The 22,259-nt window shown below is 67.2% G+C and carries 24 protein-coding genes; 12 read left to right on the top strand and 12 right to left on the bottom strand.

Features of this window, described 5'->3' with window-relative positions; translation table 11 throughout:
• Window positions 1-18: 18 nt before the first annotated feature.
• From QW845_RS03430 to QW845_RS03420, 3 genes are all read right to left on the bottom strand, one after another.
• Entirely contained in the window at window positions 19-2,115 is a 2,097-nt protein-coding gene (locus QW845_RS03430; RefSeq protein ID WP_315800228.1) for a PAS domain-containing protein, read from the bottom strand.
• A 198-nt stretch (window positions 2,116-2,313) separates the two neighbouring features.
• Entirely contained in the window at window positions 2,314-2,559 is a 246-nt protein-coding gene (locus QW845_RS03425) for a hypothetical protein (RefSeq protein ID WP_008961253.1), read from the bottom strand.
• 163 nt (window positions 2,560-2,722) lie between these two features.
• Window positions 2,723-3,157 (bottom strand): DUF1810 domain-containing protein, encoded by a 435-nt coding sequence (locus QW845_RS03420; RefSeq protein WP_315800227.1) that lies wholly within the window; start codon window positions 3,155-3,157, stop codon window positions 2,723-2,725.
• Window positions 3,158-3,383: 226 nt separating this feature from the next.
• Here QW845_RS03420 and QW845_RS03415 point away from each other — a divergent pair, with 226 nt between their 5' ends.
• Window positions 3,384-4,424, top strand: coding sequence for a DUF2778 domain-containing protein (locus QW845_RS03415; RefSeq protein ID WP_315800442.1), 1,041 nt, complete (start codon window positions 3,384-3,386; stop codon window positions 4,422-4,424).
• A 66-nt stretch (window positions 4,425-4,490) separates the two neighbouring features.
• Entirely contained in the window at window positions 4,491-4,748 is a 258-nt protein-coding gene (locus tag QW845_RS03410; protein ID WP_315800226.1) for a hypothetical protein, read from the top strand.
• 1,438 nt (window positions 4,749-6,186) lie between these two features.
• Here QW845_RS03410 and QW845_RS03405 read toward each other — a convergent pair.
• Complete coding sequence (locus tag QW845_RS03405) at window positions 6,187-6,660, bottom strand: hypothetical protein (RefSeq protein ID WP_315800225.1); 474 nt, start codon at window positions 6,658-6,660, stop codon at window positions 6,187-6,189.
• Between the two features lie 363 nt (window positions 6,661-7,023).
• Between QW845_RS03405 and QW845_RS03400 the strand changes: the two genes are divergently transcribed.
• Both QW845_RS03400 and QW845_RS03395 read left to right on the top strand, forming a co-directional pair.
• A complete protein-coding gene (locus QW845_RS03400) occupies window positions 7,024-7,260 on the top strand; it encodes a hypothetical protein (protein ID WP_315712310.1) in 237 nt (78 codons plus the stop codon).
• A gap of 129 nt (window positions 7,261-7,389) precedes the next feature.
• A complete protein-coding gene (locus QW845_RS03395) occupies window positions 7,390-7,980 on the top strand; it encodes an NAD(P)H-dependent oxidoreductase (protein ID WP_315800224.1) in 591 nt (196 codons plus the stop codon).
• Window positions 7,981-8,047: 67 nt separating this feature from the next.
• Here QW845_RS03395 and QW845_RS03390 read toward each other — a convergent pair whose 3' ends face one another.
• Window positions 8,048-8,296, bottom strand: a complete 249-nt coding sequence (locus QW845_RS03390) for a hypothetical protein (protein ID WP_315800223.1) — start codon at window positions 8,294-8,296, stop codon at window positions 8,048-8,050.
• A gap of 376 nt (window positions 8,297-8,672) precedes the next feature.
• Here QW845_RS03390 and QW845_RS03385 point away from each other — a divergent pair, with 376 nt between their 5' ends.
• The 4 genes from QW845_RS03385 (at window position 8,673) to QW845_RS03370 (ending at window position 13,244) form a co-directional block, all read left to right on the top strand.
• A complete protein-coding gene (locus tag QW845_RS03385; protein WP_315800222.1) occupies window positions 8,673-9,560 on the top strand; it encodes a LysR substrate-binding domain-containing protein in 888 nt (295 codons plus the stop codon).
• Between the two features lie 120 nt (window positions 9,561-9,680).
• A complete protein-coding gene (gabT, locus tag QW845_RS03380) occupies window positions 9,681-10,982 on the top strand; it encodes a 4-aminobutyrate--2-oxoglutarate transaminase (protein ID WP_315800221.1) in 1,302 nt (433 codons plus the stop codon).
• A gap of 40 nt (window positions 10,983-11,022) precedes the next feature.
• A complete protein-coding gene (locus QW845_RS03375; protein ID WP_315800220.1) occupies window positions 11,023-12,321 on the top strand; it encodes an ArgE/DapE family deacylase in 1,299 nt (432 codons plus the stop codon).
• Window positions 12,318-13,244: a glyoxylate/hydroxypyruvate reductase A gene (locus tag QW845_RS03370; RefSeq protein WP_315800441.1), complete on the top strand. Its 927-nt coding sequence runs from the start codon at window positions 12,318-12,320 to the stop codon at window positions 13,242-13,244. The genes QW845_RS03375 and QW845_RS03370 overlap by 4 nt, the downstream gene beginning before the upstream one ends.
• Window positions 13,245-13,252: 8 nt before the next feature.
• Here the strand turns inward: QW845_RS03370 and QW845_RS03365 are convergent, their stop codons facing one another.
• Window positions 13,253-13,636: a hypothetical protein gene (locus QW845_RS03365; RefSeq protein WP_315800219.1), complete on the bottom strand. Its 384-nt coding sequence runs from the start codon at window positions 13,634-13,636 to the stop codon at window positions 13,253-13,255.
• A gap of 141 nt (window positions 13,637-13,777) precedes the next feature.
• The gene (locus QW845_RS03360) at window positions 13,778-14,011 is read right to left on the bottom strand and encodes a DUF6894 family protein (RefSeq protein ID WP_315800218.1); all 234 of its coding nucleotides are present in this window, start codon (window positions 14,009-14,011) and stop codon (window positions 13,778-13,780) included.
• Between the two features lie 207 nt (window positions 14,012-14,218).
• Here QW845_RS03360 and QW845_RS03355 point away from each other — a divergent pair, with 207 nt between their 5' ends.
• The 4 genes from QW845_RS03355 (at window position 14,219) to QW845_RS03340 (ending at window position 17,060) form a co-directional block, all read left to right on the top strand.
• The gene (locus QW845_RS03355) at window positions 14,219-14,401 is read left to right on the top strand and encodes a hypothetical protein (RefSeq protein ID WP_315741166.1); all 183 of its coding nucleotides are present in this window, start codon (window positions 14,219-14,221) and stop codon (window positions 14,399-14,401) included.
• A 220-nt stretch (window positions 14,402-14,621) separates the two neighbouring features.
• Entirely contained in the window at window positions 14,622-15,506 is an 885-nt protein-coding gene (locus QW845_RS03350; RefSeq protein ID WP_315800217.1) for a hypothetical protein, read from the top strand.
• Window positions 15,496-15,885 (top strand): cytochrome C, encoded by a 390-nt coding sequence (locus tag QW845_RS03345; RefSeq protein ID WP_315800216.1) that lies wholly within the window; start codon window positions 15,496-15,498, stop codon window positions 15,883-15,885. Before QW845_RS03350 ends, QW845_RS03345 begins: the two co-directional genes overlap by 11 nt.
• 338 nt (window positions 15,886-16,223) lie before the next feature.
• Window positions 16,224-17,060: an HD domain-containing protein gene (locus QW845_RS03340; RefSeq protein WP_315800215.1), complete on the top strand. Its 837-nt coding sequence runs from the start codon at window positions 16,224-16,226 to the stop codon at window positions 17,058-17,060.
• Between the two features lie 10 nt (window positions 17,061-17,070).
• On the opposite strand, the gene QW845_RS03335 is transcribed toward QW845_RS03340, so the two are convergent.
• The 5 genes from QW845_RS03335 to QW845_RS03315 all read right to left on the bottom strand — a co-directional run bounded on the left by QW845_RS03335 (window position 17,071) and on the right by QW845_RS03315 (window position 22,195).
• The gene (locus tag QW845_RS03335) at window positions 17,071-17,745 is read right to left on the bottom strand and encodes an HAD family hydrolase (protein ID WP_315800214.1); all 675 of its coding nucleotides are present in this window, start codon (window positions 17,743-17,745) and stop codon (window positions 17,071-17,073) included.
• Between the two features lie 115 nt (window positions 17,746-17,860).
• On the bottom strand, window positions 17,861-18,268 hold the full coding sequence (locus QW845_RS03330; RefSeq protein WP_315800213.1) for a hypothetical protein: 408 nt from the start codon (window positions 18,266-18,268) through the stop codon (window positions 17,861-17,863).
• Window positions 18,269-18,374: 106 nt separating this feature from the next.
• Window positions 18,375-18,581: a hypothetical protein gene (locus QW845_RS03325; protein ID WP_315800212.1), complete on the bottom strand. Its 207-nt coding sequence runs from the start codon at window positions 18,579-18,581 to the stop codon at window positions 18,375-18,377.
• Window positions 18,582-18,713: 132 nt separating this feature from the next.
• Window positions 18,714-19,610 (bottom strand): hypothetical protein, encoded by an 897-nt coding sequence (locus QW845_RS03320; protein ID WP_315800211.1) that lies wholly within the window; start codon window positions 19,608-19,610, stop codon window positions 18,714-18,716.
• 518 nt (window positions 19,611-20,128) lie between these two features.
• A complete protein-coding gene (locus tag QW845_RS03315) occupies window positions 20,129-22,195 on the bottom strand; it encodes a PAS domain S-box protein (protein ID WP_315800210.1) in 2,067 nt (688 codons plus the stop codon).
• Window positions 22,196-22,259: the final 64 nt, after the last annotated feature.

The following is a 22,259-nucleotide window of genomic DNA, read 5'->3' as shown; positions in this document are numbered from 1 at the left end:
ACGGCGGCGATCACGCATTCAGCTCTCCACCATCTCGCCGACGCGGGCGGCCAGCGCCTCGACGTCGAACGGCTTGGTCAGCACCTGCATCCCCGGCGCGAGCTGGCCGCTGCTCAGGATCGCGTTCTCGGCGTAGCCGGTGATGAACAGCACCTTGAGATCCGGCCGCGTCGCGCGCGCCGCATCGGCCAGCTGGCGGCCGTTCATGCCGCCGGGCAGACCGACATCGGTGATCAGCAGATCGATGCGCGCGTCTGATTGCAGAGCCGCAAGGCCGGTCGGTCCGTCCTTGGCTTCGACCACCGCGTAGCCGCACTCGTCGAGCACCTCCATCACCACCATGCGCACCGTCGGCTCGTCGTCGACAACGAGGATGGTCTGGCCGGTGCGGGAAGACGGCGCCGCGCCGGCGCGCACGGGATCGCTGGTCTCAACGGCACCGGCATAATGCCGCGGGAAATAGAGACACATCGTGGTGCCCTGACCGAGCTCGGAATAGATCCGCACCTGTCCGCCGGACTGCCGGACGAAGCCGTAGACCATCGATAGGCCGAGGCCGGTGCCCTGGCCGATCGGCTTGGTGGTGAAGAACGGATCGAACGCGTGCTCGATCACGTCGGGTGTCATGCCGGTGCCGGTATCGGTCACGCACAGCGAGATATATTGGCCGGGCGGCAGGTCGCGCTCGCGCGCGGCGCGGTCGTCCAGCCATTTGTTGGCGGTCTCGATCGTGATCCGGCCGCCCTCGGGCATCGCGTCGCGGGCATTGATGCAGAGGTTGAGCAGTGCGCTTTCGAGCTGCGACGAATCGATCAGTGCCGGCCAGAGCCCTCCGGCCGTCACGACCTCGAGCGCGATCTGCGGGCCGACGGTGCGGCGAACCAGCTCCTCCATGCCCATGACGAGCCGGTTGACATCGGTCGGCTTGGGATCGAGCGTCTGCCGGCGCGAGAAGGCGAGCAGGCGATGGGTCAGCGCGGCGGCGCGCTTCGAGGCGCCCTGGGCGGCCGCGACGTAACGGTCCACATCGGCAAAGCGGCCCTGGCGCAGGCGGGTCTGCAGCATCTCGAGCGAGCCCAGGATGCCGGTCAGCAGATTGTTGAAATCATGGGCGATGCCGCCGGTGAGCTGTCCGACGGCCTCCATCTTCTGCGACTGCCGCAACGCCTCCTCGGCCTCGTGCAGCCGGGTCTGTTCGCGCAGCCGGTCGGTGACGTCATAGGCGAACTGATAGGCGCCGATCTGTCGGCCCGCGGCGTCGCGCAGCACCGAGAAGCGCATTTCGTAGAAGCGGCGGTCGCGGCCGGGATCGCCGAATTCCTCGACCGCGACGAACTCCTCGCCAGCCAGCGCGCGGGACCATACCGCGCGAACCGCCGCCCGATGCTCCGGTAGATCCTTGAACAGCTCCAGCATGTCGTCGCCGATCTTGGGCTGGAGGCCGAAGACACGTCCAAACTCCTGCACGGCTGCGCCGTTGATCGCGATCAGGCGGTATTGCGCATCGACCACCTGCACGAAGGCGTTGGTGCCTTCGACGATGTCGGCGAGCAGCTTGCGCTCGGCGAGCGCGGCGACCACGCGGGCCTCCAGCGTGTCGTTGATCTCCTGTAGTGCAGCCTCGGCGCGCTTGCGCGCGGTGATGTCCTGGAACAGCACCGCGACCTGTCGACGTTCGGCCGGCTCCACCCGGAACGCCGCGAGCTCGAGATAACGTCCGGTGGCGACCAGCTCGCGCTCGAACCGGATCGGCTCGCCGGTGCGCAGCACGCCGCCATAGAGCTCGACCCAGCCGTCGGCCTCGCCCGGCACCATCTCCCAAACCTTCTGTCCGACCACGTTCGGAATGCCCGCATGCAGCGCGTAGGCCGGGTTGGCCTCGACATGGACGTAGTCGCTCAGCGGGCCGTGCGGGCCGTCGAAGAACTCGATGATGCAGAAGCCTTCATCGATCGAGTTGAACAGCGTCCGGTACCGCTCCTCGCTCTCCGCCAGGGCTGTCTCGGCGCGCGCGCGCTTGCCGGCATCGGCGGCGAACAGGGCCTGAAGACGGGCATTTTCGCTTTCGAGCTCCCGCAGCCGCTGCCGGAGCGCATCGATCTCTGAGGGACTCACGCCGCCTCGCGCAGATGAGGAGGCGGGGCAGGCAAAGCGGAGAACATTGAAGCGCCTATGCAGCTCGATGTGGAGATCACTTGACGTCATAACATGTCAACGATCGTCCGTCAGGCCGCTGCCGATGGAACCCGACGATCATCGAGCGGCCCCGCCCACCCATGGCGGGGCCCAGATGTCGTCCAGCCCGGCGTCCGGTCAGCCGCCGGCCTCGCATTTCTTCATGAAGCTGGTCTTGGCGGCGCCGGCGAGCTTCTTGCCGTCGGAGCCGACCGCCTTGGTTTCACACGTCTCGGCCATGCACTTCTTCATGAAAGAGGTCTTGGCGGCACCGGCCAGTGCCTTGCCGTCCTTGCCGACGGCCTTGGTCTCGCAGCTATCCTCGGCGAAGGCGGAGCCGGCGGCGAAGGTCGCGAGCGCGGCAATCAGGAACAACTTCTTCATGAGTGTGTCTCCTTGGGACAAACAATGCGGCGGATGGGAGCCGCAAATCTTGGCGTGATCAAGTTTCCTGTTCGGCCTATCACCCGAAATCCGGCCGGGTCGGCCGGCGAACTCATCAGCATGCTACCGATGACGCGGACGAGACGCGCTTTGCAGCGAGTGGTCATCCCATGCCGCGCTGCAGAAACGCCAACGTCTGGCGATCCCGCACCCCGTCGCAATAGCGATCGAGCGCCTGCGCGAAGATCCCATTCGGGCTGATCGAATCGAACAGCGTCATGCATGAGCGGAATTTGGCATCGTCCGGCACACCCAGAATGTCGCGCAGTGACTTGCCTTGCACCGCGAGCACCAGTCGGGTGCATTCGACGAGTCGCGGGCCGAGCAGGGGATGCGCCAGATAGGCCTCGGCCTCGGCGCGGGAGCGGATCGCGTAGCGCTGCGCCATGGCGGAGCTGCCGAGCCCCTCGACCTGGGGAAAGATGAACCACATCCAGTGGCTTTGCTTGGCGCCGGCCGCAAGTTCGGCGGTCACCCGTGAATAAATCGAACTTTGTGCGTCGGCAAATCGGCCGAGATCATCCCATTCGGCGTTCATCCATTCCTCCAACCGGCTGATTCATCGATGTAATCGGCTTTCTGGGACGGTCGCGGCGCGGCCCTGCGAGGCTTGGATCCCGGTCCATTCCCCATCACTCCGGGCTGGCGTTTGTCTAGATTATGCCGCACTCTTGCCATCCTATGTCATGACGGGTCGAATCGTACCCCTTGGGGTCGGGCACCTTTCCCGGGTGGTCCGAAAAGGGGGGTATATCGGGGACGTGATGGCTTCCAGTGAAGCAAGCGTAGACGTTCTGTTGTCGCAAGGCCGCTTCGGGCGCTCCGAAGCGATCGCACTCGTGCTTGCAGCACTTGCGGTCGCAGCGGGCGCGGCCGCATGGGTCGGAGCCAACAGCGATGAGACGCCCCTTGCGAGCGCGGCGATTCCGGCCGCCGCGCCGTCCATGACCTTCGAAACACGTTTCGCGCCGGCCTCCGCATCGGCCACGGCGTATTCGGAAAAAGACGCGGTTCGCGCGCTCGACCGTTTCGCCCTTCGCGGCGCGATCGACCGCCAACTGCTCGATGCCCGGGCCGCGCTGGTGAAGGGCATGGAAGCGCGCGATTCGGGCGCACGCGACCCCAGCAACAGCGATTGGCGGCCGATGTTGACGGAGGGCAATACCGTCACGATGCCCGCACCGGGCGTGCCGCTGCCGCGACCGCGGCCGTCCGTTGCCAACCTGCCGACCAGTCTGGTTTCGGCCAGTGCGCCTGAAGCCGTCGGACGCGTCGACGATCGCTCCATCCTGCAGAAGCTGTCCGACCTGTTGCCGAGCCCGACCAAGTTCGCCTCGCTCGGCCCGGATAGCGGCATCGTGCGCTCCGGGATCGATCTCGGTGCGCTCGGCTACGACAAGACCGCCGTCTACGACATCAAGGCCAAGATGGTGTATCTGCCGTCGGGGATCGGGCTCGAGGCCCATTCCGGCATGGGCAGCCTGCGCGACGACCCCGAGCACGTCAATCAGCGCATGGTCGGCGCGACCCCGCCCGCCACCTATGACCTGAAGCCGCGCGAAAAGCCGTTTCACGGCGTGCGCGCCCTGCGCATGAACGTGGTGGAGGGATCGACCCTCGGCCGGAGCGGATTGCTGACCCACCCCTATATGCTGGGGCCGGAGGGTGATTCGAACGGCTGCGTCTCGATCAAGAATTACGATCGCTTCCTGAAGGCGTATGATGATGGCGAGTTCAACCGACTCGTTGTCGTCGTCGGGCTCGAGGCTGGCACCCCGACGCGGACCGCGCAAAAGACCGAGTGACGTTTTGTTGCTGGGCCTCGGCGCGACCTCGGCGGTGACGCCCGTCGCATCTTCCGGAAGGTCCCCATGATTGATCCCGCAAACTCGGAAACGCGTCTGCGTACCACCTTCAACATCAAGGTGAACGGCAAGCCGGTCGTGATTTCGACGGTCGGGCAGGCCCATCAGTTCCTCACCAGCCTCAACGCCGTCGAGTGGATGGAGTTCAAGTCGCTGCACGACCAGGCCATGGCCGCGCTGCAGGCCGCGGCCGACAACGCGATCATGACGGTCCAGGCCACCACGGCGGTGCGCACGCTGTTCGTGAGCGCGAAGCTGTTGTGAGAAACCTGGTCCGAGACGGCTGCCGTGTCGGGCCATGCCGCGCGTGTTGCTCGCGTCACTGTCCGCCCCTTCACACTTGGTGTCATCGCCCGGCTTGCCGCCTCCGCTAGAGCTGCGGCGCGCCCTGGCGCTCGTTGCCGCGTCGAAGCCGACAGGCGAAGACGGGACTGGGCGATCCAGCACGCCGAGGCCGTCGTGATTGCGCGAGCGGCCGCGGCGCACCGGATGCCCCGCCGGAGCCTGTCCTCGGGCTCGCCGAAGGCGAGACGCGGGGGCGGGGCATGACAGCGGTGGGAGGAGCACCATCTCGCCTCATCGTCATGCAGGGGCGCGTGCAGCGCGAGCCCGGCATCCATAACCACGAGCGGCCGTGTGAGGCATGTTGGCCGCTCCATCTCGCTCAATCATTCCTGCCTGTGAGTATGGATTCCAGGCTCGCGCTGCGCGCGCCCAGGAATGACGGTGAGTCTGTGGAAGCGCTGCTCCGCTCATGACCTCACCTTTTCGCAGACTTCGAGATGTTCACGCATGCGCTCGCGCTCTCGCGACGCTCCGCGCCCGAGGGATCCGTCCGTCTTGCCCTCTCCATAAAAAGAGGGCGCGGGGAATGCCGGGATGCTGGCCGCAACCCATGGCCCGCCTGCAGAAAAAAGCAGGCGGCAGTCACCACAGGTTCAGCCGGGCAACCGGCATTCCCCGCGCGATGATCTTAACGGCTGCTTCGCGCGCTCCCCGGTGCGCCGGGCGTTCTGGTCACCGTGCACGATGACGCGCTTTGGGCGCGCCACCGCGGGGGCATCAGCGTCGGGATGCCAGGACCACGCGACTTGACCGTACGCGACACCAGCGTTCGTCGGCGCAAAGATGCGCTGCGCTGCCATCGCGTTCACCGCTCCTCCCGCTCCACGTCCGTGACGACCGCGAACCGCCCCTCCTGCGAGCGGGAGATGGCGCGACAAAAGCACTGAATTCGATTTAGGAAAAGCAGAATATTTTCGACGAAGGGACTGGACAGGCCAAATCAGCTTGATGGGCCTGCGGAAAATCGTTTCCGCGCGCACCGCCGTTGTTGCCGATTCAAGCCCCGGAGGTGACGCCACCAGATGGACATGCGCCTTGATTTGCCCGGCGGGCAGGCGTTCGCGTCGTTCCGATGATCGTTGTTCGGCCGAGAGCCGCGGCGTGAACATGTTTGTTAGTTGCCCGGCGCACGCTGATCGCGCGAGGAAGCGAAGGCAGGCTGAAGCACGCTCGATGCGCGCCACGCGAAGCGACCGGGGATGGTCTTCGCGTGCATGCCGCGATGCACGCGTGGGGCCGTCCAACGCCATTGCGCGGGAGTGGATCGGCAGGGCCAAGGCCCAGATCGAGCTGCCGCTGGAGCGGTTCGACGACGGCGGCGACTGAAGCCCGCCGATGCTGCGGCGCGGCGGCCGTATCAGTTGGCCATCTCGGCGGCGTCGAGCGCGATCTCCTCGCGCTCGGCCTTCTCGGCCGCCGGAGCGTTGGCGGTCTCGGCCGTTTCGAAATCGTCCTCGGCGATCTCCTGGACCGCAGCCTCCTGGACTTCTGCCGTCTCGACCTCGGCCGTCTCGACCTGCTCGGCGGCGAGTGCGGCGGCCACGACGGCCTCCGGCTCGGCGTCGTCATTGGCCGGCGTCGCGAACAGGTTGGGGGCGGGGATCGTGGTCGGCACCACCGGCCGCTGCTTGGCCTTGTACCAGGACGAAAATTTCTGCGACAGGCCGGCTTCGAACTCGGCGAGCGGCAGGCTGTTGCCGTCCTCGTCGGTGATGACGACCTGCCAGCCTTCGGCCTCCATCACCTGTGCGTTGGCGAGAACGATGAGGGCGCTTTCGCGCTGCTTGCGGATCGTCTGCTGCTCCCGCTCAGCCACCATCGTGTACGCCATGAACCTGACTCCCACACCTGAACTCGGGACACGTGATGGTCCGAAGCACCATCAGGACGCCGCCAGTACGCCGTGAGAGTGTGAGCGCGGCTGGGCCGGATTGCGTTCGCCTAATGACAATTTGGCGGCGTCTCACAGGTTCCGGTCGGCCAAGGGGAGTCGAAGATGCAACAGGCCGCAAAATTGTGGTGCAGGACCGAGAGCGCTTGTTGAAGGCGCGCCGCGACGTGTCATCATTTGATTCTGCGGCGGCAACTGCTTCGCGACATCAGCGAAGGCAGCGGGTGAACCGGACAAACAGCGGGCGAATTGGGGACGGCGATGCGAACTCATCTGTTCAGGATGCGGAATTGGAATGTGGCAATGGCAGGGCTTGCGCTGGCGATGGTCGCCAGCCCGCGCGCGGGCCATGCCTTCACGGAGGACGACCAGCGGCGGCTGTGCACGGGCGACGTCTTCCGGCTGTGCTCATCGGAGATTCCCGATCGCGACCGCATCATTGCCTGCATGATGAAACAGCGCGCCAGCCTCAGCGACGGTTGCCGCAGCGTGTTCGGCCGGCCATCGGAACGCTCCGCTTCGGCCACCGTGACGCGCTGAGCGTGCCACGCCTCGTTTCCGCCAGCCACGCGCCGCCGGTCCTTCGATCTGCGGCGTGACCAGAACTACCTCGATGACATGACGGCGTGTTAGCTTGGCGCGGATTGTACGGCCAGGAGTTGACCCGCCATGAGCTTCCGCATCCTCGTCCTCTACGGCTCCTATCGCTCCGACCGGATGGGCATCCGGCTCGCGCAATTCGTCGTGGACGGGTTGCGCGCCAGGGATCAGGTCGTCGAGCTGATCGACGCCAAGGCGGTCGGCCTGCCGATGCTCGACCGCATGTACAAGGAATATCCGCCCGGCCAGGCGCCAGCAGCCATGGCCGAGCTTGCGGCCAAGATCCGTGCCGCCGACGGCTTCGTGTTCGTCACTGGCGAATACAACTGGGGCATGCAGCCGGGACTGAAGAACCTCACCGACCACTTTCTCGAGGAATGGTTCTGGCGTCCGGCGGCGATCGCGAGCTATTCCGCCGGCCGCCTCTCCGGGGCACGGGCCGCCACGGCGTGGCACGGCACGTTGTCGGAGATGGGCATGGTGGTGGTGTCGAGCACGCTTGCCGTCGGCCCGATCGGTCAGGCGCTGTCCGCCGACGGCAAGCCGACCGGCGATTCCGGCCAATCGCTCGAGCACGCGTTTCCGCGCTTTGCCGACGATCTCTTGTGGTGGGTCGAGGCGGGCAGGGAGCAGCGGGCGCGCAGGGCGCCACCTTACTGAGTGCGGGCATCAGCGCAGGCCGGAGCGCAAGCGCTCCAGCTCTTGCGCCAAGTCCGCTCCAAGTCCGCTAACGTTGTTCCGCGCTGCCGGTCCCGTTGGTGACCGCGCGCTGACGCGCCGGGGCGCTTGCGCTCTGCCCCTGACAGGGCCGCTCCATCCAGCTCCCGTCCGGGGCCTGCTGGTAGGCGCGGCACGGCAGGGACGACGTGGCCTGATCATCCGGCTTGGATGCCTGGGAGCTTTTCGCCAGTGCGGGGGCGGCCGTCGCGACGAGGGCTGCCAGCGAACCGACGTAGATCATTTGGCTGATCCGCATCTTGGGGGTTCTCCTGCTCGAAGCACCCCCGATTCAAAGTCGAATTGTGGAAACTTTGAGGCAAATCCCGCCTGTCGTCGCAGGACGCTTAAGGATCGCTTGCGACGTCGCCTGCGGCGTTAAGACAAATGCGCGGTCCGGCGAGCGTGGCTTTCTCAAGGCTGGCGTTGCGCCCATGCTGACGGTAAGAGCGGCATGACGCGCGAAAGCGCCCTCGTGATCCGCGATGCGGGTGCTCCGCCCGGAGCGTCCTGTGCGGTCAACGGACGCCGGCATGGCCGCCGGCGCTCCCGACATCAGCCGCGCGATCGACGGATCGTGGCGGTTCCGCTTCAGGGCGGGGAGGGAGACCGCGCAGGCTGAGAACTGTGCGAGCATGACGAGACCCCGGTTGCCCTCCCTGATCGCGCTGCGTGCCTTCGAGGCCGTCGGCCGCAAGGGCAGCGTGCGCGCCGCCGGCGACGAGCTCGCGGTCAGCCACACCGTGGTCTCGCGCCATCTGCAGAATCTGCAGCGCAGCCTGGGCGTGGCGCTGGTGCGCGCCGAGGGACGGGGCCTCGCGCTGACCGATGCCGGACGTCAGTTCCATGCCGAGGTCAGCCAGGCCTTCGACATCATCGCCCGCGCGACGATGTCGGTGCGGCCCGTGGCGCGTCCGACCCTGAACATCTGGTGCATTCCGGGCCTCGCCAATCGCCGCCTGCTGGCGCGGCTGCCCGAGCTGAGCGGCCCGCCACGCAACTGGGACATCAATCTGCAGCCGACGCTGGCGCACCCCGACCTGCAGCGCGGCGAAGCGGATGCGGAGATCGTCTATGCCGAAGCGATCGACCGGAGCGGCGGCGTGGTCGCCGAGGAGCTGGTGTGCCCACGCGTATTCCCGGTCGCAAGCCCGGCCTATCTGGCAAGGTTTCCGGCGATCGCGACACTCCCGGGCCTCGCCAGGGCCTCGCTGATCCACGAGGAGTCCACCGCGCAATGGGAGCAATGGTTCGAGCTGGCGGGGTATCGCGAGCCGGTCACGTTGCGCGGGCAGCGGCTGTGGCACGCGCATCTCGCCATTGAAGCCGCCCGCTTCGGCCAGGGCGTCGCGCTCGCCAACGAGGTGCTGGTCGCCGATGATCTGCGCAGCGGTGCGCTGGTCGAGGTGATCCCATCGGCACTCCACATGGGAGCCTATCAGCTCGTCGCGCTCCGGGAGCGCTGGGACGAGCCCGCGATCGTGGCGCTGCGGGCGTGGCTGAAGAATGTGCTCGCCGCGTAGCTGCGCGCTCATCCTGCTGGGTCTGGTGCATTGCAGGCACCTGTCGTCAGGAACAAGCTGATTGATCGCGACGGCTCGCGGCTTAGCCTTCTGCTCGATTTTCCGACGAGGAGTTGAGCCATGGTTGCGAATTTGGCTGCGAATTTGCCTGCGAACGAAGAACTGCTGGCGCGACGTCATGAGGCCGTCGTCCGGGGCGTGAGCTATGCGACGCCGCTGTTTGCCGACCGCGCCCTCAACAGCGAGGTGTGGGACGTCGAGGGCAAGCGCTACGTCGACTTCGCCGGCGGCATCGCGGTGCTCAACACCGGCCACTGCCATCCGCATGTCGTTGCCGCGATCCGGGCGCAGCTCGACCGCTTCACCCACACCTGCTTCCAGGTGCTGCAATACGAGCCCTATGTGCGGCTGAGCGAGCGGCTCAACGCGCTGGCGCCGATTTCGGGGCCGGCCAAGTCGATCCTGCTGACGACCGGCGCGGAGGCGACCGAGAACGCCATCAAGATCGCACGCGCCGCCACCGGCCGCAGCGGCATCATCGCCTTCACCGGCGCCTTCCACGGCCGTACCGCGCTCGCCAATGCGATGACCGGCAAGGTGATGCCGTACAAGAAGCATTTCGGGCCGCCGCTGCCCGGCGTCTGGCACGCGCCGTTTCCGATCGCCGGCAGCAACGTGACGGTCGAGGACACGCTGTCCTACATCAACTTCATCTTCAAGGCCGACATCGACGCCTCGCAGGTCGCGGCCATCATCATCGAGCCCGTGCAGGGCGAGGGCGGTTTCCACCAGGCGCCGCCGGAGCTGATGCGGGGCCTGCGCCGGATCTGCGACAGCCATGGCATCGTGCTGATCGCCGACGAGGTGCAGACCGGCTTCGGCCGCACCGGCAAGATGTTCGCGATGGAGCACTACGACGTGCAGCCGGACCTGATCTGCGTCGCCAAGAGTCTCGCCGGCGGCATGCCGCTGTCCGGCGTGATCGGCCGGGCTGCGATCATGGACGCCGCCGAGCCGGGCGGTCTCGGCGGCACCTATGGCGGCAATCCGCTGGCCTGCGCCGCGGCGCTTGCCGTGCTCGATGTGTTCGAGCAGGAGAAGCTGCTCGACCGCGCCAATGCGATCGGCGAGCGGCTGCGTGCGGCGATCGCGCGCTTCTCGCGCGCCAACACGCTGGTTCCGGTTTCCGGTCCGCGCGGTCCTGGCGCAATGGTTGCATTCGATATCCTGAAGCAGCGCGGCAGCGACGAGCCGGATGCGGAAATGACCAAGCGCGTGACGCGCGTGGCGCACGAGAACGGCCTGATCCTGTTGTCGTGCGGCGTCACCGCGAGCACCATTCGCATCCTGGTGCCGCTGACGGCATCGGACGAGATCGTGGACGAAGGGCTCGCGATCCTGGAGAAGTGCCTGGCCGCCTGACGTGCGGCCGAGGTGAACGGGAAGGCTGGAGGTTTGCAACGTGACTGAAGCTGCGGCGGCTGTGCCGAATGACGTGATGGAGCGGCTCGCCGCCGCCGTCGATGCCAACTTCGCCAAGCAGGTCGCCTTCCTGCAGCAGCTCGTGCAGTTCCGCAGCCTGCGCGGCGAGGAAGCGCCGGTGCAGGACTGGCTGGCGCGCGAGCTCGCGAGCCGCGGCTATCAGGTCGACCGCTTCAGCCTGGGCGATGTCGACCTGATGCACCATCCCAAGGCGGCGCCGATGGACGGCATCGCACTCGACAGCTCGCAGCAGGTGGTGGCGACGCTCGACGGAGCGGGCAAGGGCCGCAGCCTGATCCTGCAGGGCCACGTCGACGTCGTGCCGGAAGGGCCGACCGATCTCTGGAACGACCCGCCCTATGAGGCTGTTGTGCGCGACGGCTGGATGATCGGGCGCGGTGCCCAGGACATGAAGGCCGGCGTCTCCGCGATGATCTTCGCGCTCGATGCGATCAAGGCGGCCGGCTTCGTGCCGGACGGACGCATTCACCTGGAGACGGTGACCGAGGAGGAGAGCACCGGCAACGGCGCGCTCTCGACTCTGTTGCGCGGCTACACGGCTGATGCTTGCCTGATCCCGGAGCCGACCGGCCACACGCTGACCCGCGCCCAGGTCGGCGCGATCTGGTTTCGCTTGCGCGTGCGCGGCACGCCGGTGCACGTCGCCTACGCCGAGACCGGCACCAATGCGATCCTGTCGGCGATGCACCTGATCCGCGCGTTTCAGGAGCACACCCGGGAGATCAACGCGCGCGCCAAGTCGAACGCGTGGTTCGCCGCGGTCAAGGATCCGATCAAGTTCAACGTCGGCATCATCAAGGGCGGCGACTGGGCCAGCTCGACGCCGGCGTGGTGCGACCTCGATTGCCGGCTCGGCGTGCTGCCCGGCGAGACGCCGGCGCAGGCCATGGCCGGCATCGAGCAATGTCTCGCCATAGCGCAGGCCGCAGACAGCTTCCTGTCGGAGAATCCGGTCGAGCTGGTGTGGAGCGGCTTCCAGGCCGATCCCGCCGTGTGCGAGCCCGGCAGCGCCGCGGAGGCCGCGCTCGCCGACGTGCATGCGCGCGTGTTCGAGCAGCCGCTGGACGTGCGGCTGTCCACGGCGGTCAACGACACCCGCTACTATCAGGTCGACTACGGCATCCCGGCGCTGTGCTACGGGCCCTACGGCATCGGTCCGCACGCGTTCGACGAGCGCGTCGATCTCGACAGCGTGCGCAAGACCACGCTGTCGATCGCGATGTTCGTCGCGCAATGGTGCGGACTGCGGCCGGCATGATCACGGTCGCGCTTCTCAGCCGTCCCGGGCTGATGGATCCGATGCGGGCGCTGCTCGCGCGCGAGCTGCCGGGCGTGACCGTCGCGTCATGGCCGGAAGCCGCGGCGCGCGACGCCGAGCTTGCCGTGTGCTGGAAGCCGGAGCCCGGTGCGCTGGCGGCGATGCCGAAGCTGAAGCTGATCCATTCGATCGCGGCCGGCGTTGACAATATCCTGTCCGATTCCACCGTGCCGGATGTGCCGCTGTGCCGGATCGTCGATCCCGACATCTCGGCGGCCATGACCGAGTTCGTGCTGTGGGGGACGCTGTATTTCCACCGCGATTTCGATCGCGCCGTCGGCAACGCGCGGAACGGCGTGTGGCGGCGCTACGAGCAGCGTGCCGCCAGGGACCGTCGGGTCGGCATTCTCGGGCTCGGAGAGCTCGGCTCCGCGGCCGCGATCCGTCTGGTCGAGCTGGGCTTCGCGGTGAGCGCGTGGTCGCGCTCGCCCAAGGCGCTCGCCGGCGTGCGGACCCATTGCGGCGCCGCTGCGCTCGACGACTTCCTGGGCGAGACGGAGATCCTGGTCTCGCTGCTGCCGCTGACGGCCTCGACCGTGGGGCTGCTCGATGCCGAGCGTCTGGGCCGGCTGCCCAAGGGCGCCGCGCTGATCCTGTGCAGCCGCGGCGAGCACCTGGTGACGGAGGATCTGGTTGCGCTGCTGCGCAGCGGCCATCTGCGCGGCGCCGTGCTCGACGTCTTCGCGCATGAGCCGTTGCCCGCGGACCATGCGCTGTGGCGCGAGCCGGGCGTGCTGGTGACGCCGCACATGGCGGCGATCGCATCCTGGGAGGTGATCGCGCAGCAGGTCGCGGAGAATGCCCGGCGGCTGCTGCGCGGCGAGCCGTTGCTAAACGTCGTCGATCGCGCCCGCGGCTACTGATTAGTCAGCTACTCGAGTGTCTGCACCGGGGGCGCCACCGGACCGCGCGGTGCCGGCGGTGCGACAGCGACGGTCCGTGCAGGCGATGGTGCGCTGCGCGGCGCGGCCTGCGGTTGCTGCTGAGACTCGGTCATCGCAGCCTGGCTGTCCCTGACCGGACGCCGGACCTGCTGTGACCGCGCCGCGCGCGAGCGGCGGAAGCCCCAGGAGCGCGCGATCGAGGGACCTGCCGTGTAGCCGACAACGGCGCCGGCAACCGCTCCAACCGGTCCGAACACGACGGCGCCCGACAAGGCGCCCAGCGCGGCATCGCCGCCGCGGTGCTCGTCGGCCATCGCCGCCGATGCCGTCAGTGTCAGCGCCAAGGCCGCGGTCGCCAGCAGTCTGGTCATGAGATGTCCCCTCCGTCGCAACAGCGCCGAAATGGCGGACAAATGTGGCGAGAAGAATGCGGGGAGTGGAACCTGTCAGGGAACCGGTAACCCTAATGCGGACACAATGTCTCAGCGCCGCGGCATGGCGCGCAGCGTCGTTCAATGCATCGCGCCGAGCACCGACGTGAACGGCATGGCGATGATTTCCTCGCCGAGATCATCGGAGATGTGGAGTACCCAGTCGCGCCAATCCTCGTCGCTTTCGGAGGAAATCAGCGAATGCATGACGCGCTCGGCGTGATCGCAGGCCTCGGCGAGATCGACGACCGCGGTTCCACGCCGATCGACGAGAAACTCCTCGGGATTGGAGCAGTGGAAGAAGACCTGCGTCATGTCCGTCTCCTCAATCGCCATCCGGCGAATCTCAGCCAGGAGTAACAGTATGGCGGCGCACGCGAAATCGGATTGATCACGTAAGGTAAATTACGGGGAGAAGTCTAAGCCTGGGGAACCGGGCCCGCAGTGATCCATCTCACGGAACGCATCGGTATGGAGAAAGTTGACTTGGGTTATTCGATCCGGCGACAGGAGCTCGACATGATGTCTGAAGTCCAGATCCACGCGATCGCCCGGCAGATGCTCGAGATGCACGGCGCCTCGGCCGTCGCGCAGGCTGCGCAGAAGGCGCAGCAATGCGAAGCCAGCGGCGAGGCCGAGGAGGCCCGCGAATGGCGCCACATCTCGGATGCGATGCGGATGATGCGCGGCCCGCACCAGAGCTGACATCGGTTTCCATTTTACCGAATATTGCCGCGCGTTCCGCCGGATCGACCGACTCTGCTCCGCAGCAGCCGGCGGTGGATACGTTCCGTCAAGGGAAACGTGTGCCGCATCTCATCCTGGTTTCCGACCCATTTTCCACGCAAGAATCGGGCAACATGATTCGGCGGTGGATTCGCCGACCAACGTTTGCCGGCGCGCCCGCCGTCCAGGGATTATTGCCATGGTCTTCTTCAAGCGTGAGCTGAGCCCCGTCGAGATCTTCGAGCGTGCGCTGAAGGACAAGCAGGCCGCGCGGCAACGGCTGACGGATCGCCTCCGCGTGGCCGAGGCGGCGCTGGACGAGAAGAAGGTTGCCGCAGAGCGGCTCGCCAAGGCCGGCGCCAGCAACGGGCAGCTCGATCGTGCCGAATCCAAGATGCAGGCCGTCGAGCAGAAGGCCAAGGCGCTGCGCTCAGCAGTCGCCGAATGCGATGAGCAGATCATCCTGGCCGAACGCGCCTTCGCCGACGCGGTGGCGCAGCGCGACCGCGACCGCGCCGCCAACGACATCGAGGCCGTCGCCACCGCGATCGAGCAGGCGGTTCCGCGCTTCGAGATCGGTGCGGCGGCGCTCGTCGATGCGGTGACGCGCGGCCGCGCGGCGCTGAGCGAGGCCAGCCGCTTCGCGTCCGATGTCGACGACATCCGGCGCGAGGTGATGTCCGCCGCGGAGCTGATCTGCTGGGAGCTGCGCGCGGCCGCGAGCCGCACGCGGGCCGGCAACATCAACGTGGCCCTGCTGGCGCCGCCCGAGATGCGGCAACTGCCGGCGCCCGAGACCGACCGCCAGATGATCTATACGCTGAGCCCGCTGACCTGGCGTGAGGGCGAGGAGGTGAAGCGCGTCGCCGCCTTTACCATGACCGCGCTGCCCAAGGCCCTGCTGCCGCTGGCGCTGGCGCATCAGCACGTCGACTATCTCAACGCGCGCCGGGTGCAGACGCTGATGCACGTCCATGGCGGCGGACAGCAGCAGAGCGAGCCGATGCCCGACGATCCGGCGCTGGTCGATCTCGATGCGCTGGGTACGCAGGCCGAGGAAAGCCCGCAGGCTGATGTCGCCTGAGCGCGTCCCTGCGCGCAGGCGCGCCGGAGCGCAGCTGGGGCTTGTTGGATCGGCCGTGCTGCTGCTGATTATCATCAGCGGTGCACGGGCGGAAAATCTCGATGCCGGTAAATCCGGCGCGCGGCTGTTTGCGGACAGCTGCGCCACCTGTCATCGCTCGGCACGTGGGCTCGCCAAGGGACGCTTCCGCCTGACGCTCTATTTGTTCCTGCAGAAGCACTACACCAGCAGCGACGACGCCGCGTCGGCCTTGAGCACCTATCTGCAGTCGGTCGATGCGCCGGCAGCCGCGCCGGCCCGTCGTCCTGCTGCGCGGCGACGGGATTATCGCGGTGAGACGCGACCGCCGCGGCCGCCGCTGCCGGTCCGGGGACGCTAGTCCGGCGGGCCGCACGACGATCTCCGCTCGCTTCGTCCTGCGAGGGGAACGGGCCGCGGCGAGTGAACGTGAGCTGCTCAGGTTCAGCCGCTCGGCCCGCAGTTTTCCGGTGTGCGCTCGTCCGGGTGTGGCCGATATCCGCAACCTGGGCTATGCTCGTCGGCCAAGGTGCTCGACGCCCCGGGGGTGCCGATCTCGTGCGTGTCCGTGCGAAGCTGGCCGCCCCGAGCCGTATCGTGACGTCTCAGTCGTTCCACGAGCCGCGTTATCGTGATTGTGTTTTCGGGCGTTATGTCTTTTGACGTTGTGTTAGGGCTGTCTGAGGCAGGGCAGCGGCGATGATGACCTTACCGGAGCTCGCGGCAGCGGCGTTGGAGCGTTTCCTCAGCTCCTATATGCGACGCCGTTTCGGATCGTCTCATACCCAGTTGACGGAGATGCTTCCGGCGGCTGCGCGCATTGCACTGGAATGCATCGGCAACAGCGATGCGCTGTATCACAACGTCGAGCACACCTTGCTGGTGACGCTGGCCGGCCACGAGATCCTGCGCGGCCGTGCGCTGCACAGCCACATGACGGCGGACGACTACGTCCACGTCATCCTGGCCTGCCTGCTTCACGACATCGGCTATGTCCGCGGCCTGTTCAGGGAAGACGATGTCAACGGCTTCGTCGTCGATCGCGGCGGCCGCAAGATCTGCCTGCCGCGCGGCTCCTCCGATGCCAGCCTGATGCCGTATCACGTCGACCGCTCGAAGCTGTACGTGATCAACCGCATCGAAGGCATGGCGCCGCTGGACAAGGACCGCATCGCCCGCGCCATCGAAGGCACGCGCTTTCCGCCGCTCGCCGGCCAGCACTTCGACGAAGAGCAGTCGATCGTGCGCGCCGCCGACCTGATCGGACAGCTCGGCGACCCCAACTACATCCGCAAGGCCAACGCGCTGTATCACGAGTTCGAGGAGGTCGGCATCAACCGGCAGCTCGGCTATGAGTCGCCGGCCGACATCGTCAACCGCTATCCGCAGTTCTATTGGAACAGCGTCGCGCCGCACATCCAGACCGAGATCCGCTATCTCAACATGACCTCGACCGGGCGCCAGTGGATCGCAAACCTCTACGCCAACGTGTTCCGCGCCGAACGCGACATCTCGCTGTCGGGCCCGCAGAGTTGACTGGCGGGAGTTAGCGCCGGCCGCCGACCTCGTCGATGTGGTCGAACAGGTCGGCCGGATCCTCGTAGACTCGGATGGCGCCGGACTGGCGCAATTCCTCCGAGCCATAGCCGCCGCTCAACAGGCCGACTCCGAGCGCCCGGCAGCGGGTTGCGGCGAGCATGTCCCAGATGCTGTCGCCGACCACGACCGCGCGCTCGATCGGCATGTCGAGGCGGGCGGCGGCGGCGAGAAACAGATCGGGATCCGGCTTGGCGTAGCGGACCTCGTCACGGGTCACGACGGCGCTGGTCTTGGGATCGACGCCGAGCGCGGCGAGATTGACGGCCGCCGTTTCCATTCTGCCGCTGGTCGCGATCGCCCAGGGGATGCCGGCATCGGTCAGGAAGCCGAGCAGCTCGCGGGCGCCGGGCAGGGGGCGGACCTGGCCTCCGAGCTTCTGATAGGCAGCCGCATGCGCCTTCCGCAGCCGCTCGATCCGCTCGGGCTCGATGGCATAGCCGGTCTCGCGCAGCAGCTGGTTGGTGAACAGGCCGCCGCTCATCCCGATCTTGCGGTGGATGCGCCAGACCGAGAGCTCGATGCTCTCGGCATCCAGCGCCGTCTTCCAGGCCAGCACATGCTGGTAGACGCTGTCGACCAGCGTGCCGTCGAGGTCGAACAGGAAAGCGGTTTCGATGCGCATGGCTCGCTCCGGGCTGGACATCTGCTACGCAGCAGCCGCTACGGCCAAGCGCCAGCGGCCATTCTGGTTCCTGGCCGCTGCGAGAGCTGTGCTGTGCCTGCGCCGCGAGCCCGGCTCAGCCCTTGGGACGGATGAAGCCGGCCAGCGTCTTCTTCTGCTCCTCGCACCAGTTCGTCATGCCGAGGCGGCGCTGATCCATATCGATGGCCTGCGTGGCGACGGCGACCTCCGCCATCAGATCATCGTCCTGCTTCTCGCCCATCTTGCCGCCGGTGTGCATATAGGCGATCGCCTTGCGTACCTTCTCGGTCGTTCCGTCAGGCATCTTCATGTCCTGCGCCTTCTGGACCAGATCCTGATAGACGACATCGACGCCGGGACATTCGACCTTGGTGGCGAACGCCTCCAGCACCATGGTCGTATACATGTGGCGTGGCTCGGCGCTGCCCGGTGTCAGCGCCGCCAGCAATGCCGCAATGGTCAATGTCGCAAGGGTTGACGTGTAGAGCAGACCGTTTCGCATCCTCTGGCTACCTCCCGCTTGTTTTCGGCGAGGCTAGCCTGTGACCGAAGCCCGGGCAACAACGAGCGCAGTGCAGCACGCGCGAATTGATCGAAGGGGCCGCCGGCTACTTGTTCAGCCGCCGCTCCTGCTCCTTGAGCAGAACGTCGAGCTCCTCGCTCTGCTGCGCGAGGCGGTCGGCGTTGCGCTCCTCGTCGGCGGCACCCGACTGCGAGGCGGCCTGCTCGGTGATCTGGCGGATGTTGTCGCGCAGGATCGCGATGCGGTCTGCGAGGTCGGAGGCGGACAGGATGGTCGGATCGGTCAGGCTCATGAACCCCTCGGGATGCGCATTGTCAGGCGCAGCTCCTTAGCTCGGAAAGCCGCGTCGCGACAAGTGGATCGACGACATCGATCACCCCCGCGCCAATCGGCGCGGACCGGCGCGGGCGCCTGTGCGGATCCCTCAGCGCACCGGCATTGGCGGACGCACCACGGGCTGGTCCGGATCGACCGGCGCCGACGGCAGCGGCATCGGAGCGGGCGGCGGGGGTACCATGTTGGCTGCAGCCGGCGGCGGCATGCGCGGCCGGTGCGGCACCGCTGCTCCGGGCTGTGCCGGGGTCACGGCCGCCGTCGCAGGGCGCGCGGCCGGGCGCGGCCGGATCGTCTGCTCGATGGCGCGCGGATCGAACGACCGTGCTTCCGCGGTCCGCTCGCTCGGCCGCTCGGCGGGCCTGTCGCTGGATTTGGCCTCGGCGACCCGCGCCATGTCGCGGACCATCTGCTCCTGCCCGGCCTTCAACTGTGCGAGGCTCGTCTTCAGCTCGCCGATCTGCTGGCTCAAGGCAGCCAGGTCGTGGGCCATCGATTGCAGCAACTGCGCCTGCTCCTGCGACTCGGTCGCGCCAGCCACGCTCGTTGCGTGCTCCTGCGCCTCAGCCGGCGCTTCTGCGGCCGTCTGCTGGGGCGCGGTCGCGGCTGGCTGTGCCGCGGCATCCTTGTCGGTGTTCGATGCCAGCGAGATCCGCGGCATCCAATGCGCGATCATCTCCTGGGCCTGGTCTCCGTAGCTCTGCCAGGCGGCTGCGGCGACCGCGCTGCCGACCGCGAACAGCACCGCCAGAATGGTGCGCACGGCCCAGGTGGCGAACGTGCTGCGCTCTCCGGTGACCGCGAAGTCGCTCGTCGCCTGCGTCCTGTAGTCAGGGTCGATCTTCGGCGAGGGCACATCCGGTGGCCGTTGCGAGCTGCGCCTGTCCGCTTCGGCGGCGGTGCGATCGGCGCGGGCCGCCAGCACGATCTCGGGATCGATCATGGCATGAGGCTGCTGATCGCCGTCTTTGGTCGTCGTTGCAAGCATTGACGCTCCGTCCTCCGTTGTCGTCCGCCTCGCAGGCGGCGCTCGGCTCTGTTCCGATGCGTCGTCCTACCAACGCCTCGTGCACCAACGCTTCGCGTACTCACGCCGCATCGTACTGACGCCTCGTGACACCAACGTCGGATGACGACTGCGCCACGGGACGTTCGGCCTCTCCGGCCGCATCAGCACAGAACCTGGATACCGGTTGTCCCTCGTGCCCACGCATCTGCATGTTCACGGTCATCCATCTTGGCCAGAGCCGCATGCTCAGGAACGTCCCATCATCGTTCCGTCGCGACGCTCGGCTGATTCCTAATCTCATCGACACTTGGTCATATCCGCCCGAACCAAGGCGAAGACATGGCGGTTGCGCGACCCATGCGACCTCCACCTCAGGCCGCAGGCGGAGCATACCCCGAATGCACCGCGAAGGCTATGCCGACGGCGTTCGCCGTGCCGGCGAGATCCCCGGCCGTTGTGACCGACCGGTGCCGCGGAACGAAGCTTCGATCGGCCCGTCAACGCTTGAGAATGTCGCGTGTGGGCAACCGGATTTGGCAGCAGAGGCCGCTCGGCTCAAAGCGCCGGACGACGCGGGCACCGACCTCGTACGGCAGCATCTGTTCCAGCAGTACGGTTCCAAAGCCCTGGCGCTGCGCAGCCAGCGGACGGCCGGACATGCCGGTCTCGGTCCAGTCGATGACCAGCCAGTCGGCCGCGTCGCGCTCATCGAGCCGCCATTCGATCCTGATGAAGCCCCGCGGCACGGTCAGCGCGCCGTATTTCAGCGCATTGGTCGCGAGCTCGTGCATGGCAAGCCCGATGCTCTCGGCCGCCTTCGGCCTCAGTCGCACCTGGGGGCCCGACAGCGAGAATTGCCTGTCCTCGCGCGCGGCTCCGGCGCGCAGCTCATCGGCGATCAGCTCCGCCAGATCGAAACCGGCGAGGGGATCGCGCGTGACGACCGCCTGGATGCGCGACAGCGCCGTGATGCGGCCTTCGAGGTGACTGGCGAAATCCTCGACGCTGTCGCTCGAGTCGCCCGTGCGGCGGATGATCGAGCGGATCACGGCGAGCATGTTGCGGACGCGGTGCTGCAGCTCGGCGAGCAGCAGCTTCTGGTGCTCGGAGGCCGAGACCAGCGCCGTGATGTCTTGGGTGATGCCGCCGATGCGCTGCACCCGTCCCAGCTCGTCGACCATGGGAAAACTACGGATGCGCAGCCAGCGCGCGACGTCGTCCGGCTGCGTGACGATACGGACATCCAGGCTGTCGCGCTGGCCGCGCCGGGCGCGCTCGAGGCTCTCGACGGCGCGGGGCCGGTCCTCCGGCAGCATGAGCTCGGTCCACGATGCGAGATGGTCGCCGCGGAGCACAGCGGTGCGCGGCACGCCATAGATGGTCTCGAATGCGGGGCTGAGATATTCCCAGTGCAGGGTCTCGGCATCGCGGATCCACACCACGTCGGAGGATGCTTCGCCGAACTGGCGGAAACGCGCCTCGCTGTCGCGTAGCGCGGCCTCGGTGCGCTTGCGGTCGTCGATGTTCATCGCGAGCTCGACCAGGGTGCCGTCGCCGAGGTCCCGGCCGGCGAACATCATCCAGGCGCGTTCGCCGTCCTTGCGAAAATACTGCTTCTCATAGGGACCGATCCGGCCGGTCTGCCGCAGCAGCTCGATCTGGTCGCTCGATGTACCCATCCATTCCGGGGGGGTCAGGCTCTTCCAGGTCAGCTGGCCGCTGTCGATGTCCTGACGCGAATAGCCTGTCATCGCCAAGAAGGCCTCGTTGGCGTCGACCAGGGTGCCGGCGGCATGATCGAAGAACAGCACGCCGACCGAATCGATCTCGAGGAGGCGGCGCAGCCGATGATCGCTGGCATCGCTGCCGTTCGAATGCGGCTGCGGTGCGGACGGCCCGGCCTCCGGCAGCTCGCTGCAGCCGAGGCAGACGGCGAGCTCGGGATCTGTCCGTGCGAGGGCAAGCACGTCCGAATCGATCGCGAGCAGGTGTGCATCGGCCCAGAAGTGGGCTGTGCGCAGATAGGCGAGGAAGGCCGCCAGCAGATCGAACCTGGTGTCGCCGAAGGCATGTCGGATTGCGCGCCGCGAGCGGTCGAAATCAGCACGCTGCATGAACAGCACCGACGCGGCCTCGAACAGGTCCGCCTCACCGTCGCTGCCCGGCTCCGGGATGTCGAGCGGGGGCTGGATGAGTTCGAGCCGGTCGAGCGCCGCCGCGGTGCGCGCGGGATCCGCGAGCGGCCGCGCGAGCAGGTGACGCGCCCGATCGATCGGCTCCGGGCGGGACGTCGAGTCACCCGCGGGCTTGCCCGATCCAACCAGAAATCCGAAATGCCGGGTCAGACAATAAGGCGAACGGTTGAGGCGCGACAGATGGACGGCGAGCCGCTCCTTGAAAAGGGCCGGAAGCGGGGTGTCGAGATAGGCGCATTTGGCGAACTGCCAGAGCTGTCGGGTCGCCTCAGGCGCAGACGGCGCCGACCTGAACAGGTTGGGCATCAGCCCGAGGCGCTGCACGATCTCCTGCTCGAAGGGTCCGTCCACCATGCGCTGTTCGACCATCGCCGTTTCCCCGGCAGAGTGCCGAGACAGTCAGCATAGCGCAAGCGCCAGCGCTCCGAACCTC

It is taken from the genome of Bradyrhizobium sp. SZCCHNS3002 (assembly GCF_032377435.1).
Classification (GTDB): Bacteria; Pseudomonadota; Alphaproteobacteria; order Rhizobiales; family Xanthobacteraceae; genus Bradyrhizobium.
Note: the sequence above shows the minus strand (reverse complement) of the source record. Positions and strands in the feature narration are given on the sequence as shown.

Coding starts and splice junctions, on each gene's coding strand:
- QW845_RS03425 (WP_008961253.1), bottom strand. CDS start 2,559: ATGAAGAAGTTGTTCCTGATTGCCGCGCTCGCGACCTTCGCCGCCGGC.
- QW845_RS03420 (WP_315800227.1), bottom strand. CDS start 3,157: ATGAACGCCGAATGGGATGATCTCGGCCGATTTGCCGACGCACAAAGT.
- QW845_RS03415 (WP_315800442.1), top strand. CDS start 3,384: ATGGCTTCCAGTGAAGCAAGCGTAGACGTTCTGTTGTCGCAAGGCCGC.
- QW845_RS03410 (WP_315800226.1), top strand. CDS start 4,491: ATGATTGATCCCGCAAACTCGGAAACGCGTCTGCGTACCACCTTCAAC.
- QW845_RS03405 (WP_315800225.1), bottom strand. CDS start 6,660: ATGGCGTACACGATGGTGGCTGAGCGGGAGCAGCAGACGATCCGCAAG.
- QW845_RS03400 (WP_315712310.1), top strand. CDS start 7,024: ATGGCAGGGCTTGCGCTGGCGATGGTCGCCAGCCCGCGCGCGGGCCAT.
- QW845_RS03395 (WP_315800224.1), top strand. CDS start 7,390: ATGAGCTTCCGCATCCTCGTCCTCTACGGCTCCTATCGCTCCGACCGG.
- QW845_RS03390 (WP_315800223.1), bottom strand. CDS start 8,296: ATGCGGATCAGCCAAATGATCTACGTCGGTTCGCTGGCAGCCCTCGTC.
- QW845_RS03385 (WP_315800222.1), top strand. CDS start 8,673: ATGACGAGACCCCGGTTGCCCTCCCTGATCGCGCTGCGTGCCTTCGAG.
- gabT (WP_315800221.1), top strand. CDS start 9,681: ATGGTTGCGAATTTGGCTGCGAATTTGCCTGCGAACGAAGAACTGCTG.
- QW845_RS03370 (WP_315800441.1), top strand. CDS start 12,318: ATGATCACGGTCGCGCTTCTCAGCCGTCCCGGGCTGATGGATCCGATG.
- QW845_RS03365 (WP_315800219.1), bottom strand. CDS start 13,636: ATGACCAGACTGCTGGCGACCGCGGCCTTGGCGCTGACACTGACGGCA.
- QW845_RS03360 (WP_315800218.1), bottom strand. CDS start 14,011: ATGACGCAGGTCTTCTTCCACTGCTCCAATCCCGAGGAGTTTCTCGTC.
- QW845_RS03355 (WP_315741166.1), top strand. CDS start 14,219: ATGTCTGAAGTCCAGATCCACGCGATCGCCCGGCAGATGCTCGAGATG.
- QW845_RS03350 (WP_315800217.1), top strand. CDS start 14,622: ATGGTCTTCTTCAAGCGTGAGCTGAGCCCCGTCGAGATCTTCGAGCGT.
- QW845_RS03345 (WP_315800216.1), top strand. CDS start 15,496: ATGTCGCCTGAGCGCGTCCCTGCGCGCAGGCGCGCCGGAGCGCAGCTG.
- QW845_RS03340 (WP_315800215.1), top strand. CDS start 16,224: ATGATGACCTTACCGGAGCTCGCGGCAGCGGCGTTGGAGCGTTTCCTC.
- QW845_RS03335 (WP_315800214.1), bottom strand. CDS start 17,745: ATGCGCATCGAAACCGCTTTCCTGTTCGACCTCGACGGCACGCTGGTC.
- QW845_RS03330 (WP_315800213.1), bottom strand. CDS start 18,268: ATGCGAAACGGTCTGCTCTACACGTCAACCCTTGCGACATTGACCATT.
- QW845_RS03325 (WP_315800212.1), bottom strand. CDS start 18,581: ATGAGCCTGACCGATCCGACCATCCTGTCCGCCTCCGACCTCGCAGAC.
- QW845_RS03320 (WP_315800211.1), bottom strand. CDS start 19,610: ATGCTTGCAACGACGACCAAAGACGGCGATCAGCAGCCTCATGCCATG.
- QW845_RS03315 (WP_315800210.1), bottom strand. CDS start 22,195: ATGGTCGAACAGCGCATGGTGGACGGACCCTTCGAGCAGGAGATCGTG.